Below are 13,598 nucleotides of genomic sequence, written 5' to 3'. Positions count from 1 at the left end.
CTATGGAAGGCAAGGGCCTGCCCGACAGAGTAATACCTCCGAGTAGGATGATACCCTCTGTTTGCAGGAAGACCTGTATCACTTTGTCGGGTAACCGGTTGCCGGTGTAGACCTGCAGACGTAATTTTTAGCCTTTTTCAGGCGTTTTCGCTTGGGCAAAGTATTCTTGTATGATTTGAGCTTTTGCACGGCCTATAACGGCTTCTAATGCCTCGGCAGAAGCTTCTCGTATGCGCTTCACACTCTTGAATTCTTTCAGCAGTGCTTCTTTGGCTTTAGGACCGATTCCCTTGATTTCATCGAGCTCGGAAGAGATTTGTCGCTTGCTTCGTTTTTCGCGGTGGAAAGTGATGGCATAACGGTGTACTTCGTTCTGGATGCGGGTCAGCAGGAGGAAGAGGGGTGAGGTCTGTTTCATGCCGATAACCTGTGGCGGATTTCCAAACAACAGTTCGGACGTGCGGTGGCGGTTGTCTTTGGCCAGACCTGCCACGGGGATGTCCAGTCCCAGTTCGTCCAGCACTTCCTGCACGGCACTCATTTGTCCCTTTCCACCGTCGGTGATGAGCAGGTCGGGCAGGGGGGTGTCTTCCTCCATGGCGCGTGTATATTTCCGCCTTACCACTTCTTGCATCGAAGCATAGTCGTCCGGTCCTTCCACCGTCTTGATGTTGTATTTCCGGTAGTCTTTCTTCGACGGTTTTCCTTTGATAAAGACCACGCAGCCCGCCACCGGGTCGGCACCTTGGATGTTTGAGTTGTCGAAGCACTCGATACGTATGGGCAGACGGTCCAGGTGCAATGTGTCTTGAATTTCTTTCAGCAAGCGAGTGGCTCTCTGTTCCGGGTTCAGCTTGTCTGCCTGTTTCAGGCGGTCGGCTTTGTATTGCTTTACGTTGAGCACAGACAAGTCCAGCAGCGTCTTCTTATCACCCCGTTGCGGCACGGTGAAAACGACGTTTTTCAGCTCTATGCCCGGGTCAAAAGGCACGATGATTTCGCGCGAAAGACTCTTATACCGCTCACGCATTTCCACAATGCCCAGCCCCAGCAATTCCTCCTTGCTTTCGTTCAACCGTTTTTTGTATTCGAAAGTGAACGCCTGGTTGATGGCACCGTTGGTAATGTGCAGGTAATTGATAAAGGCAGATTGCCCGTCGGTATCCTCCTCGATGGAAAAGACATCAATATTATGCAGCACGTGGCTCACTACTTCCGATTTGGCGCGGTAGTTCTCCAGCAGCAGATATTTTTCTTTTACGGCTTGTGCTTCTTCAAACTTCAGTTCTTCTGCCAGCTTCTGCATTTCCTGGTAAAGTTTTTGTTCAATCTCTCTGGTGTTGCCTTTCAGGATTTCTTTTATCTGTGCTATGTTTTGCATGTATTCATCGTGCGACTGCTTGCCCACGCAGGGTGCCGCGCAGTTCTTGATGTGATATTCCAGGCAGACGTGGTACTTCCCAGCACGGATGCTTTCCGGTGTCAGGTTATGATGACACGTGCGCAGGGGAAAGAGGTGCTTGATAAGGTCAAGCAGGGCGTACATGGTAGGCACATGGCTGTAAGGCCCATAATAGCTGGAACCGTTACGGATGATTTTACGGGTGCGGAATACACGCGGAAACCATTCGTTCTGTATGCAGATGGACGGATAGGTTTTGTCGTCTTTCAGCAGCACATTGTATCGGGGCTTGTATTTCTTGATTAGGTTGTTTTCCAACAGCAGTGCATCTTCTTCGGTCTTCACTACGATGTAGCGGATGTCTCTGATTTTGCTGACCAGGATGCGTGTTTTGCCCGCTTCGTGCTCCCGGTTGAAGTAGGAGGATACGCGTCGCTTCAGATTTTTCGCCTTTCCAACGTAGATAATGGTACCTTCGTCGTTCAAGTATTGGTAGATGCCTGGGCTGTCGGGCAGATTCTGCACGATGCCCCGCAGGTAATCGTTGGTCTTTAGTTCGTCCATAACATAATGAGGTTGGGTTGGGGATAGGAGGGCGGAGCGGTTGCAAGTGCACCTCTTCTTGGGTAGAACGGATGATGCCGTGGTCTATTCTTCTTGCGTTGAATCTTTCCGGCCGGCATCATCCGTGTATGTGGAAGTTTGGTTTCCGTACTACTTTGTCATGTTTATACGGTCAGCAGCGTGTCCAGTTCGATGTCGTTGCCAAATACACTCCGGCCGTTCAGTTCCTTCAGTTCGATGAGGAAGTTTACATATATCTTTTTCGGGCGCATGCCTTTCACCATCTGGCAGGCTGCTTGCATGGTTCCTCCTGTAGCTAACAGGTCGTCGTGCATCAGCACCGTATCTTCTGGTCCGATGGCATCTTTGTGTATCTGTATGGTGTCAGTACCGTATTCCTTTTCGTAGCTTATTTCTACGGTTTCGGCAGGCAACTTGCCTGGCTTGCGCACCATGACAAAGCCAGCTCCCAGCCGGTACGCCAGTATGGAACCCAGGATGAATCCGCGCGATTCGATACCTACTACCTTGGTGATGCCCTTATCCTTGTACGTTTCGTACAGACGGTCGGCTGCCTCGCGGAATGCTTCCGCATCTTTGAAGAGCGTGGTTACGTCGTAAAACAAGATGCCGGGCTTGGGGTAATCCGGTATTGTTCGAATGGTTTTTAAAAGAGTTTCGTTGCTCATAATCAGTCTTTTTATAGGGTTTATTGAATCTTTTGTTTCACGTGGAACGGGAGCCGCTCAGCGTCCGCAGAGTAGCAGGAGCACGTTGATGTCGCTGGGTGATACGCCTGGTATGCGGCTTGCCTGGGCTATGGTTTCCGGGTCTATCTTGGTCAGCTTTTGTCGCGCCTCGGTAGAGAGCGATTGCAGACTGTTGTAGTCGAAGCGTCCTTTTATTTTGATTGCTTCCAGGCGGGCAAGCTTGTCGGCAATCATTCGTTCGCGAGTGATGTATCCTTCGTATTTCAGAAGTATCTCGGCGGCTTCTATCGTTTCTTCTTTCCGGTCTGTCAGTCGGTCAAGCTCGCGTTGGAAGGCAGGAATATGTTCCGCGATTCCTTTCAGCGTGATTTGAGGACGGTTTATTAAATCTGCCAGTTTGCAGCCTTGCCGCAGGGGGGTAGTCCCCATTTGCTCCAGAGCCTGGTTGATAAGTGCAGGCTTGACGGAATAGGCACGCGTGAACTCCAGAATACGTCCGATTGCCTCACGCTTGCTGACGAGCAGTGCGTAGCGTTCTTCTGTAGCGAGCCCTAACTTCCACGAACGCTCTGTCAGTCGCATGTCAGCATCGTCCATGCGGAGTAGGATGCGGTATTCTGCCCGTGAGGTGAACATGCGGTACGGCTCGTCCACGCCTTTCGTAACTAAGTCGTCGATGAGCACGCCGATATAGGCTTCGTCGCGTCCCAGGGTAAAAGGCGTTCCACCATGACAGTTGATGTGGGCGTTGATGCCAGCTACGATGCCTTGCCCGGCAGCTTCTTCGTAGCCGGTCGTTCCGTTTACCTGTCCTGCAAAGAACAGATTCTTGATTTTCTTTGTTTCCAACGTATGTTTTAGTTGGGTAGGGTCGAAGTAGTCGTATTCGATGGCATAGCCCGGGCGGTAGACGACTATGTCGCGGAAAGCGGGAATCTGCTTCAAAGCTTCAATCTGTATGTCCATCGGGAGCGACGACGAGAAGCCGTTCAGGTAATATTCTTGTGTGCTTTCGCCTTCTGGCTCCAGGAATAACTGATGCTGGGGCTTATCGGGGAAAGTGACGATCTTTGTCTCAATACTGGGGCAGTAGCGGGGGCCGATGCTCTGGATTTGTCCGTTGAAAAGGGGAGAATCCGGTAGCCCGCGTCGCAGTATCTCGTGCGCTGCTTCATTGGTGAAACAGCTCCAGCAGGGCAGTTGTCTGAGTGGACGTGTATCGGTGTTGAGGAAAGAAAAGCGGTGGAAATCATTCTCACCATCCTGTGCTTCCATATCCTCATAGTGTACGCTCCGTCCGTCTATGCGCACGGGAGTACCGGTTTTCATGCGCCCACAGGTAATGCCGTGTTGGACGATGGATTCAGTTAATTCGTATGAGGCGGGTTCTGCCATACGTCCTCCGGGGAGCATGACGTGGCCGATGTGCATCAGTCCGTTCAGGAATGTTCCGGCAGTCAGTATCACGCAACGAGCATGGAATGTAACGCCCCATACTGTTTCTACGCCGCACACTTCGCCATCTTTCACCAGCAGCCGGCGCACGGTATCTTGCCAAATGTGCAGGTTGGGCATGTTCTCCAGCACTTCGCGCCAGGCCCAGATGTATTTGTTACGGTCGCATTGTGCACGCGGGCTCCACATAGCCGGTCCTTTCGAACGGTTGAGCAGGCGGAACTGGATGGATGTGCGGTCGGTGACTATTCCAGTCCATCCACCCAATGCGTCTATCTCCCGTACGATTTGTCCTTTGGCGATGCCACCCACGGCGGGGTTACAGCTCATCTGTGCAATTTTGTTCATGTCCATCGTGATCAGGCATGTACGTGAACCCAGTCGTGCCGATGCAGCTGCTGCTTCACATCCGGCATGTCCGGCGCCAATCACGATTACGTCATAATTGAATTCCATTCGTTAGGGTCTCCTTATTAAATCAACGTTGCAAAGGTAGTAAAAGTTGGGCGAATATTCGACATCGGATGTTTACTGGCACGTTTTCCTGCTTAAATTCGCGCACACCGGGATGTGAGACGCAAAAAAACGCAGGGAAAAGGCATCAGTCGAAATCAAGATGTAAGCAGAGTGGGGAAGTATAGCGTCTTTCTGTCTGGATTTTGAGCCGGATAGACCTTTGTTCTGCACAAAAAGTGATAAAGATACAGCGTGTTGCTGTCAAAATGATGTTTGTCTGATTCCTGTGTGGAACCATAAACCGGGAAGGCTGGGAGAAAAAAGACCGCCCGTCGGAAAAACTTTTCCGACGGGCGGGGCATTTCAGGAAGAAAATAGCAGGCATCCCGCTCAGTCACTTCGGGGGAGACGTCATGACCTTACCGCGGGAAGAAGGCTTCCGCTTATCGGGGAGGAAGCACTACGATTTCGTCGGTGAAAATCCAGCCGCCCAGTTCTTTCCCCGAGCGTGCCTGGTAGCGCACATAGCGTGCCGAGGTTTTCCCTGTCCAAGTATGGTTGACAAAGGCAAAGCCCGGTTCACGGCTTACCTGGTGTGTTTCACGTTTCAGTTCCTTGAAATTCTTTCCGTCATCCGATACCGATATGATGACCTCTGCCGGGAGGAACACTTCCGGACCGGCAGCCTGCATGAAGTCGGCACCAATACTGCCTATTTCGGTCGACTGTCCCAAGTCGATGGTAACATCCAGGCGGTTGCGTGAGATGAAGCCTTGCCAGCGTCCGTCAGAGTAAGTCCAGTCGCCGCGTATGCCATCAGTCAGCGCTTTGTCGCCAGCAGCTTTGTATGTCTCGTTGAAAGGAGCGTTGTAAGTGACCGGCTTGTTCAGCGCCAAGTGCTCGATGGGTTGGCGCGACTCGGGGCGGTGTCCTACTTCGTCTTTCAGCGGGAAGGGATGGTAGCCTTGTGCGCTGAGGTCGTCTACTGCCTTGAGGGCACGGCGGTGGAAATCGGCGAAATCTTTGCGTTCGGGAACACTCCATCCTACTTCGGCCACAGCCAGCAAGCGCGGATACATCATGTATTCGTAGTATTCGTCCGTCGGGATATATTCAGCCCACTGATTGGCTTGTACGCCGTATATCAGGGCAGCTTCTTCGGCACTCATTTCCGGCTTTACGGGGTCGTAGGAATAAACTTTTTCCAAGGGCACGTAACCTCCGATGGCTTCGGGCTGCGAAATGGGCGCATCCTGGTAATAGTCTAAGTAGAAATATTCGGAAGGCGTCATAACGGCACGATGACCGGAGCGTACTGCCTTTAGTCCACCTTCTTCGCCACGCCAGGACATGACGGTGGCATTGGGTGCCAGACCTCCCTGCATGATTTCATCCCAACCCAGCAGTTTGCGGCCGTGTTTGTTGAGGAATACCTCCATGCGGTGTATGGCATAACTTTGCAGTTCGTCCACATCTTTCAGCCCTTCGTCCTTCATGCGCTGCTGGCACTTGGGGCATTCTTTCCAGGGGTTCTTGTTAGCTTCATCGCCACCGATGTGGATGTATTCCGAGGGGAACAGTTCCATGACTTCCGTCAGCACATTCTCTAAGAATTCGAAAGTCTTTTCGTTGCCGATGCAGAATTCCGCATTCTTATAAGGTTCGCCGGAGCAGGACAATTCGGGATAAGCTGCCAGCACTTCTTCGGAGTGGGCAGGCATTTCAATTTCGGGAATGATGGTGATGTGGTGCTTGGCCGCATAGTCCAACAGTTCGCGGATGTCGTCTTGCGTATAATAGCCGCCGTAAGCGCCCGGCGTGCCTTCTTCGCAATACTTGCGTCCGTTGTCTTTGAACCACCAGTCTTTCCATACAGCGTCGGGACGCCAAGCTGCAAATTCCGTCAGACGGGGATATTTCTTGATTTCAATGCGCCAGCCTGCACCATCGGTCAGGTGCAGGTGCAGGCGGTTCAGTTTGAACTGTGTCATGGCGTCTATCTGTTTCTTGACAAATTCTTTCGAGCGGAAGTGGCGCGACACATCCATCATGAAACCGCGGTAGGCGAAGCGAGGTTGGTCGGTAATGAGACAAGCCGGCACACGAAGATTGCCTCCGTCTTTTTCGCTCATCTGCTTCACGGTCATAAGGCCGTAATACAGTCCGGCGTCCGAGCGTGAGGCGATGCGGATGCCTTGCGGTGTTACGCTCAGAGTGTAGCCTTCGGCTGATTCGGGGACATTGCTTTCCGTCTTTTCCAGTACGATGTGTCCTTTTGCCACAGCACTCAGGTTGTCCGTGTACTTCAGGGAAGATACTGTGGCATTCAGCAGCTTCAGTTCTTCACCCTGCAGGTTGGTGTAGATAGGTTGGCTGGCTTTAAACACGAATGCGCCTTCCGTCTGTTCCATTTGCAGCGGAACCGGGATGACCGATTGTGCCTGTAGGAAATGGCTGCCGCCGCAGAACAAGGCGACAAGAAGCAGCCGCGAGAAAAAAGTCGAGTTTTTCATACGCTTTGTTTTTGGAGTTATACGTTTTTGCAAATATAAGACAAACGGAGCGTTATTCCATGCGTTTCCGCCTTTTTCTTTAAATAGTCTTATCCTTTTTGGCGGATATATTGCCTTTGCGTATTTTTGTTGTTTCCTAATTGATTACTTACTTATTATGATTAAGTGCGTCAGATGTATGTTTGTCCGTTTATTAGGCTGTTGTCTGTTGGTGTGTATGGGATTACCCGTTTGGGCGCAGGAAAAAGACAGTTTGCGGATTCGTCCGGATTCTTTGCCTCTGGTTCCCCAGACCGGTTCAGTCCACCTTGCTGCGCCTCGTCGGGATTTGCCAGGTGTTAGTCGTGTCACGATGCCTGTGCCTGCTCTGCGGGAAGTTATGCCACAAGGCCCTTATATCCCCTACCAGTTGAATCCTTCCCCGCTGTTCCGGGGAGATTATGCTACGGGTGGTGTGTTGGGATATATGGGAGGCGGTGCCTGGGTAGGTTCCGGTTCTCAGTTCAGTGTGCCCGGTATTGGCCGCTTCAACACCGCCTCTCTGGGCTGGCAGAAGCAGTTCAGCGATCGTCTGCAATTGCAGTTGATGGCCGATGCGCTGAAGATGAATACGGCCCATTTCACCGGTCAGTCCTTCGGCCTTTCGGGGCAGTTGATTTACCAGGCTGCCGACCGTCTTTATTTCCGTACATTTGGTGGAGTGGGGTTAGGCGATTTCAGGATGCGCCCCACCTACGGCTTTGGTGGAGCCGTAGGCCTTGGCGTGACCGAACGCTTTGGCATAGAGTTGGGTGCGCAAAGCTACTACAACACCCTGACCGGCCGTTGGGAGGTGCTTCCTGTGGTAGCTCCTTATTATAAGTTCGATAAGATGAAGTTGCAGATTGACGTAGGCCCCATTCTCCTCGAAGTGATACGTGGGGCGATACAGAAAAGCCGTGGAAAAAGTTCCCGTCCGGGGCCTACGATAATGCCCGATGTGCCCGGGTTCAGGCATTAACCGATTCTTATGGATAGCGCCCGGTTTTCGGCCTCTTCCATGATTTCGCGTTCACCCGGTCCTTTGTCATTGATGCCGCACAGGTGCAGCACTCCGTGGATAATGACCCGGTGCAGTTCCGTATCATAGTCCGTATGGAACTGCTCAGCGTTGGTGCGCACGGTGTCCAGGCTGATGAAGAGGTCGCCGTTCAGCCGGTTGCCCTCGCAATAGTCAAAGGTGATGATGTCCGTATAGTAATCGTGTTGGAGATATTGCCGGTTTACTTCGAGAATCTTCTCGTCCGAGCAGAATATGTAGGCTATTTCGCCCACGCGCTTGCCGTAGGTCTGTGCCACGGCCTTAATCCATTCGGTGGTTTCCCGACGCTTGATGTCGGGCATTTCCACGCCTTCTGTCTGATAAGTAATCATATTTTATCTTTTTGGTTAGAGTCACTTTCCCCTTCCGTCAGAAGAAGAATATATAGCTGATGACAATCGCTGCGATGACGCCCGACAAATCGGCTATCAGGCCGCACGTTACCGCATTGCGTGTCCGTGTGATGCCCACGCTCCCGAAGTAAACGGCCAGGATGTAGAACGTCGTGTCCGATGCGCCGCGGGCCACACAACTCATGCGCCCCACAAACGAGTCAGCCCCGTATTGCTCCATGGTGTCAATCATCAGTCCGTTTGCCGCACTTCCGCTCAGGGTCTTCATCAGGGCCGTGGGCAGTGCACCTACAAAACTTGTGTCGATGCCGCACAGCGCCACTATCCAGCGGATGCCGTCGATCAGCATATCCATGGCACCGGAGGTGCGGAATACGGCAATGCCCACTAAGAAAGCCACTAAGTAGGGAATGATGCGTATGGCTGTCGTGAAACCTTCTTTGGCTCCCTCGATGAAGGCATCATACACATTGATGCGCTTCCACAGCCCCCATACGATAAACAGCAGGATGATGCCGAACAGGATGATGTTGGCCGCTAAGGTGGAGTAGGTGCCCATCTCGTCGCGGTTGACTTGCGTGAACATCCAGATGAGCGACGCGAAGAAAAGCCCGATGCCCCCCACCAGCATGAGGATGGGTTTGCAGAACAGATTGATGCGCTGAGCGATGCTCACCGCAAGGACGCCCACTGCCGTAGAGATGGTCGTAGTGAGCAGGGTCGGGATGAAGATGTCCGTGGGTTGTGCTGCACCCATTTGGGCACGATACATCATGATGCTTACCGGAATCAGAATCAGTCCCGAAGTGTTGATGACCAGGAACATGATCATCGGGTTGGTGGCCGTATCTTTCTTCGGGTTCAGTTCCTGCAGTTCTTTCATGGCTTTCAGTCCCAGCGGAGTGGCGGCGTTGTCCAATCCCAGCATGTTGGCAGACAGGTTCATGAAGATAGACCCCATGGCAGGATGTCCTTTGGGAATGTCCGGGAACAACCGGCAGAATACGGGACTGAGCCAGCGCGACAGGGCATGGATCATACCGCTGTTTTCACCAATCTTCATGATGCCTAACCACAGCGACAGGAGGCCGGTCAGTCCCAGCGAAATCTCGAAAGCGTTCTTCGACGAGGCAAATGTCGAGTTTACCAGTTCGGTAAAAATGTCTGTATCGCCTGCTACCAGCAGGCGGTAGAGTGCCACGACAAAAGCAATGAGGAAGAACGCTACCCAAATGTAGTTTAAAACCATGTTGTGAACTAATATGTTTTTTCATTGGCCAGGTTCCACATGTTGAGGAATGCCGCGCGCGTGATGTCCGTCAGTTTTTCCCAGTTGATACGCTCGGCATGGTCGCCGGGTTGGTGGTAATCCGGATGTCCGTCCGTGTGATACCAGATGATGGGAATCTCCTGCAGGGCAAACGAGCCGTTATCGCTTCCTCCGATGGGGCGGTCCCAGGCCCGGTAGTCCGGCTCCAGCTTCAGACCATATTCTTTTATGTCATCTTTCAACCATTGGCCGAAGGCGGGATGCGACTCGGTATAGAAGTACACCACGTGGCGCGGCCGGTCGGGGTTGTTGTTGCGTCCTATCATGTCGAAGTTCAGGTAGCCTTTGATTTGTTTGACGAAGGGGCAGGTCTGCACGAAATACTTCGAGCCTAACAGTCCCTTTTCCTCTCCGTCCCAGAAGGCGAAGATGACGTTGCGCAGCGGCTTCTTGCCCGATGCGGCAAATGCCCGTGCGATTTGCAAGGCTGCCGACACGCCCGAAGCATTGTCGTCTGCCCCGTTGTATATCTGATCGCCCGCCAGGGTCGGGTCATAGCCGATGTGGTCGAAGTGCGCTCCAATAATGACATACTCGTCCGTCCGCTCACCGGGAATCCATCCTAAGATATTGTTCAATTTCAGGCTGCGGTGCGTGCCTTGCTTCAATCGTGCCAGTGAGTCGGGATGCACCTGCCAGCGGCCTTTCTGCTGGCGTTCCACGGCACAGGCTTCAAACGGCTGGTAGTATGCCATGGTGCCGGGCAGGGGAGCGATGCCCGCTTCTTTCAGTTCCGAGGCCAGGTAGCGTGCCACGATGCGCGAACCCGGCTGTCCGGCCTCCCGTCCCAGCAGTTCGTCATCAGCCAGAAACTCTACGATGGCTTCTGCTTTGTCCTGATTGATACTCTGCAATCCTTTTTCCTTGGGCGATTGTGCAAATGTTCCCACTGATGTTCCGAGAATACAGGCGATTCCCAATAATACTTTACGCATGGTTTCCTGATTTTAAAATAAGTAAATGTGCAAAATTAAGTGATACTAAACACAGAGACACGGAGTCACAGAGTTATTTTTTCCCCTTTCGTATGCGGCGAAGCCGGGGACTCCGTGTCTCTCCTGTCATTTCTCCGACAGAAAGTTACGGAACTTTGTGTCTCTGTGGCTTTGTGTTTAATATAAATTAAATCTGATTGATTACTTACGTACTCAACCATGCAAATGTAGGAAATACTTTCCATATTGTGCCCATCTTCCGCGGAAAGTCTTATTTTTGCAGTGAATTTCAATATTTAATCTTTCTTTTACCTTATCCGACCTATATGACAAACTCTCTTCAGACTGTCCAGTGCCGTGCTGCTGCCATCCAGGCCGAACTGGAGACGTACATCAATCCCGTGAAGCGTGAATACCTGCCCAAGTTCTTCAAGACCGGACCGGGACAGTATGGCGAAGGCGACCGCTTTCTGGGTGTTGTAGTGCCCGATACCCGCCGCGTGGCCAAGCTCCACAAAGACGAGCCATTGCCTGTCTGTGCCGTTTTGCTGGAAAGTCCCTGGCATGAATGCCGGCTTTGCGCCCTGCTGATGTTGGTGGAACGTTTTAAGAAAGCCCCGGAGGAAGAGCGCAAGTCCATATTCCATTTTTACCTGGCACATACTTCCCGTATCAACAACTGGGATTTGGTCGACCTCAGTGCTCCTTACATCGTGGGCGAATACCTTGTGGATAAGCCCCGCGAAGTGCTTGTCACGCTGGCGGCAAGTTCCCTGCTCTGGGAGCGGCGCATTGCCGTGGTCTCTACGTTGGCTTTTATCCGGCGGGGCGACTTTGCCGACATCTTGTCTCTCTGCACTTTCTTTCTGGAGCGTGAAGGCTATGTCCTCCGTCCCGGTGCCCGCCGCAAGTCTTCGTCCATGCACGACCTGATGCAAAAAGCTCTGGGCTGGATGTTGCGTGAGACAGGCAAACGCGACAAGGCCGTGCTAACTGCTTTTCTCGATGCTTCCTGTACGAAAATGCCGCGCACGATGCTGCGCTATGCCGTTGAGCGGCTCTCTCCGGAAGAAAGACGGCTGTACATGGGGCAGGGAAGCGCAGAATCATGACGGGCAAAGTATAGAAACTGATTTTATTAGGCGTATACATCCGTAAACCAAACAAAATGCTTATCTTTGTATATCTTTCTGATTAATGTAAAGTCATGTTATTTTGTTTTTTAAGTAAGATAAGTAATCAATCAGAATTAGTTTATATTAAACACAAAGACACAGAGACACAAAGTTCTGTAACTGTCTGTCGGAAAAATGACGAGGGAGACCACAGAGTCCGCGGCTTCGCCGCATACGAGAGAAAGGAAATTAACTCTGTGGGCTATGGACAAGAAAACAAAAACTTTGTGTCTCCGTGCCTCTGTGTTTAGTATCATTTAATTTTGCACATTTACTTAGAGTCTATAGATTATGCACTTATACAGTTGGATTATGATACATTTTGTAAAACAGGTGGGTTTATTGGGAATATTGTGTTTCCTTTGTGCCTGCCAGTCCGGCAGACAGCAGGAGGCAGGCTCCATTGTCCCGACAGATGGGTTAAAGACGATTGCCGTACAGGTGGAAGAGGGCATGTTTGAACACCTTGGCGATTATTTGTATGCGGATTCCTATGTCTGTTTAGACACGGTACCATTGCTTGGCGACATAGAGAAAGTAGAAATCAAGGATGACAGGATTTATGTGCTCGATGCCTTCAACAAGATTGTGTGTTACGATATGCAGGGCAAGGCGCTTTTCGTGCTCGATGCGCAAGGCGGTGGACCGGGCGAATATGCTTCGGTTACAGATTTTACAGTGAACGCAGGGCGGCAAGAGTCGTTAGTGTATGACCGTGACAAGAAGGTGCTGTTGTTCTATCATCCGCACACCGGGCAGTTCTTGCGGTCGGAGCCGTTCAGCAAACCTGTGCCCGGTGCGTTGGCAGCATGGCAGGACACTTATTTCTATGACAGCAGGTCGCACGATAGTTATCCCGATGATACCTCCCTGCACTACTCCTTGCTGGTATCGGATGACGGGACAACGGTGACACGCCGTTATTTTCCGCACGTAGAGGCAGAATCCGCCTGGCGTTTCACGGTCACGGCTCATCCTTTCAGTTACAATGATTCTGTCTTGTATTATTGCAAGAACTACGACTACATTGTCTATGCCCTTTCGGCAGACAGCGTATGGGGTGCGTTTGACATTCGCCTGCCGAATCCGCTGCCTGCTTCGAAGGTAGAAGACAAAGCCGATGAGCGGGATTTGGTGAAGTCGGCATGGTCCATGGGCATCGAGCAGGTTTTTGTATGCGACGGGTTGTTGTATTTTACGTTTACCAAAGACGGCTTCTGGCAGTCTGCTCTTTACGATTTGTCCCGAGGAAAGCAAATCTATTGCGGACGGCGAATGTCCGATAAGGAAGGGAAGTCTGTGCCGCTGTTCCGTATGATCGACGGCGTGTACCGGCAGCGTTTCTGGGGTATCCTGTCGCCGGATGCCTTGGCTTATGAGCAGGAGCATCGTCCGGCTGGTCTGCCTGATGGGTTGAAAAATTACCATCCGGAGACAGGGAATCATGTCATTGCCTTCTATAAAGTGCGTAAAGCAGGTCAGTAATCATTCAATTAGATTTAGTTTACCCGTTGGCGGAATTAAGTCAGCGCATACTTGACTCTGCCAATGGGCTTGTTGTTTTTGTAGTTAATGTATTGTAGGATTGTAAGTGCGCTGATTTTCCCGATAATCCGGGCGAACA

At 51.6% G+C, this 13,598-nt stretch carries 10 protein-coding genes and 1 pseudogene; 3 read left to right on the top strand and 8 right to left on the bottom strand.

Features of this window, described 5'->3' with window-relative positions:
* Positions 1 to 127 precede the first annotated feature (127 nt).
* From uvrC to B5F34_RS13045, 4 genes are all read right to left on the bottom strand, one after another.
* On the bottom strand, positions 128 to 1,966 hold the full coding sequence (gene uvrC / locus B5F34_RS13060; protein ID WP_087339818.1) for an excinuclease ABC subunit UvrC: 1,839 nt from the start codon (positions 1,964 to 1,966) through the stop codon (positions 128 to 130).
* Positions 1,967 to 2,130: 164 nt separating this feature from the next.
* The gene (locus tag B5F34_RS13055) at positions 2,131 to 2,655 is read right to left on the bottom strand and encodes an adenine phosphoribosyltransferase (protein WP_087339815.1); all 525 of its coding nucleotides are present in this window, start codon (positions 2,653 to 2,655) and stop codon (positions 2,131 to 2,133) included.
* 57 nt (positions 2,656 to 2,712) lie between these two features.
* A complete protein-coding gene (gene mnmG, locus B5F34_RS13050) occupies positions 2,713 to 4,587 on the bottom strand; it encodes a tRNA uridine-5-carboxymethylaminomethyl(34) synthesis enzyme MnmG (RefSeq protein ID WP_087339813.1) in 1,875 nt (624 codons plus the stop codon).
* A gap of 443 nt (positions 4,588 to 5,030) precedes the next feature.
* Positions 5,031 to 7,100, bottom strand: coding sequence for a family 20 glycosylhydrolase (locus B5F34_RS13045; protein WP_087339811.1), 2,070 nt, complete (start codon positions 7,098 to 7,100; stop codon positions 5,031 to 5,033).
* Positions 7,101 to 7,317: 217 nt separating this feature from the next.
* Between B5F34_RS13045 and B5F34_RS13040 the strand changes: the two genes are divergently transcribed.
* Positions 7,318 to 8,100, top strand: coding sequence for a hypothetical protein (locus B5F34_RS13040; RefSeq protein ID WP_140393011.1), 783 nt, complete (start codon positions 7,318 to 7,320; stop codon positions 8,098 to 8,100).
* Here the strand turns inward: B5F34_RS13040 and ybeY are convergent.
* The 3 genes from ybeY to B5F34_RS13025 are packed head-to-tail and all read right to left on the bottom strand — an operon-like array spanning position 8,097 to position 10,799.
* Positions 8,097 to 8,513, bottom strand: coding sequence for an rRNA maturation RNase YbeY (ybeY, locus tag B5F34_RS13035; protein ID WP_087339806.1), 417 nt, complete (start codon positions 8,511 to 8,513; stop codon positions 8,097 to 8,099). The genes B5F34_RS13040 and ybeY overlap by 4 nt on opposite strands.
* 37 nt (positions 8,514 to 8,550) lie before the next feature.
* Complete coding sequence (locus B5F34_RS13030) at positions 8,551 to 9,783, bottom strand: nucleoside recognition domain-containing protein (RefSeq protein ID WP_087339803.1); 1,233 nt, start codon at positions 9,781 to 9,783, stop codon at positions 8,551 to 8,553.
* An 8-nt stretch (positions 9,784 to 9,791) separates the two neighbouring features.
* Positions 9,792 to 10,799: a M20/M25/M40 family metallo-hydrolase gene (locus tag B5F34_RS13025; RefSeq protein ID WP_087339800.1), complete on the bottom strand. Its 1,008-nt coding sequence runs from the start codon at positions 10,797 to 10,799 to the stop codon at positions 9,792 to 9,794.
* 326 nt (positions 10,800 to 11,125) lie between these two features.
* On the opposite strand from B5F34_RS13025, the gene B5F34_RS13020 reads away from it, so the two are divergent.
* Both B5F34_RS13020 and B5F34_RS13015 read left to right on the top strand, forming a co-directional pair.
* A complete protein-coding gene (locus tag B5F34_RS13020; RefSeq protein WP_087339942.1) occupies positions 11,126 to 11,911 on the top strand; it encodes a DNA alkylation repair protein in 786 nt (261 codons plus the stop codon).
* 375 nt (positions 11,912 to 12,286) lie between these two features.
* Positions 12,287 to 13,459, top strand: a complete 1,173-nt coding sequence (locus B5F34_RS13015) for a 6-bladed beta-propeller (RefSeq protein WP_162609336.1) — start codon at positions 12,287 to 12,289, stop codon at positions 13,457 to 13,459.
* 35 nt (positions 13,460 to 13,494) lie between these two features.
* Here B5F34_RS13015 and B5F34_RS17405 read toward each other — a convergent pair.
* A pseudogene (locus tag B5F34_RS17405) lies at positions 13,495 to 13,598 on the bottom strand (IS982 family transposase); the annotation flags it as partial.

The organism is Mediterranea sp. An20, assembly GCF_002160055.1.
Lineage (GTDB): Bacteria > Bacteroidota > Bacteroidia > Bacteroidales > Bacteroidaceae > Bacteroides > Bacteroides avicola.
The sequence above is the reverse complement of the archived record's forward strand: the minus strand, read 5'-3'. Positions and strand labels throughout refer to the sequence as shown.

Bases quoted from the DNA above. Each gene is read 5' to 3' on its own strand.
- B5F34_RS13055 (WP_087339815.1), bottom strand. From the start codon at position 2,655: ATGAGCAACGAAACTCTTTTAAAAACCATTCGAACAATACCGGATTAC.
- mnmG (WP_087339813.1), bottom strand. From the start codon at position 4,587: ATGGAATTCAATTATGACGTAATCGTGATTGGCGCCGGACATGCCGGA.
- B5F34_RS13030 (WP_087339803.1), bottom strand. From the start codon at position 9,783: ATGGTTTTAAACTACATTTGGGTAGCGTTCTTCCTCATTGCTTTTGTC.
- B5F34_RS13020 (WP_087339942.1), top strand. From the start codon at position 11,126: ATGACAAACTCTCTTCAGACTGTCCAGTGCCGTGCTGCTGCCATCCAG.
- uvrC (WP_087339818.1), bottom strand. From the start codon at position 1,966: ATGGACGAACTAAAGACCAACGATTACCTGCGGGGCATCGTGCAGAAT.
- B5F34_RS13025 (WP_087339800.1), bottom strand. From the start codon at position 10,799: ATGCGTAAAGTATTATTGGGAATCGCCTGTATTCTCGGAACATCAGTG.
- ybeY (WP_087339806.1), bottom strand. From the start codon at position 8,513: ATGATTACTTATCAGACAGAAGGCGTGGAAATGCCCGACATCAAGCGT.
- B5F34_RS13015 (WP_162609336.1), top strand. From the start codon at position 12,287: ATGATACATTTTGTAAAACAGGTGGGTTTATTGGGAATATTGTGTTTC.
- B5F34_RS13045 (WP_087339811.1), bottom strand. From the start codon at position 7,100: ATGAAAAACTCGACTTTTTTCTCGCGGCTGCTTCTTGTCGCCTTGTTC.
- B5F34_RS13040 (WP_140393011.1), top strand. From the start codon at position 7,318: ATGGGATTACCCGTTTGGGCGCAGGAAAAAGACAGTTTGCGGATTCGT.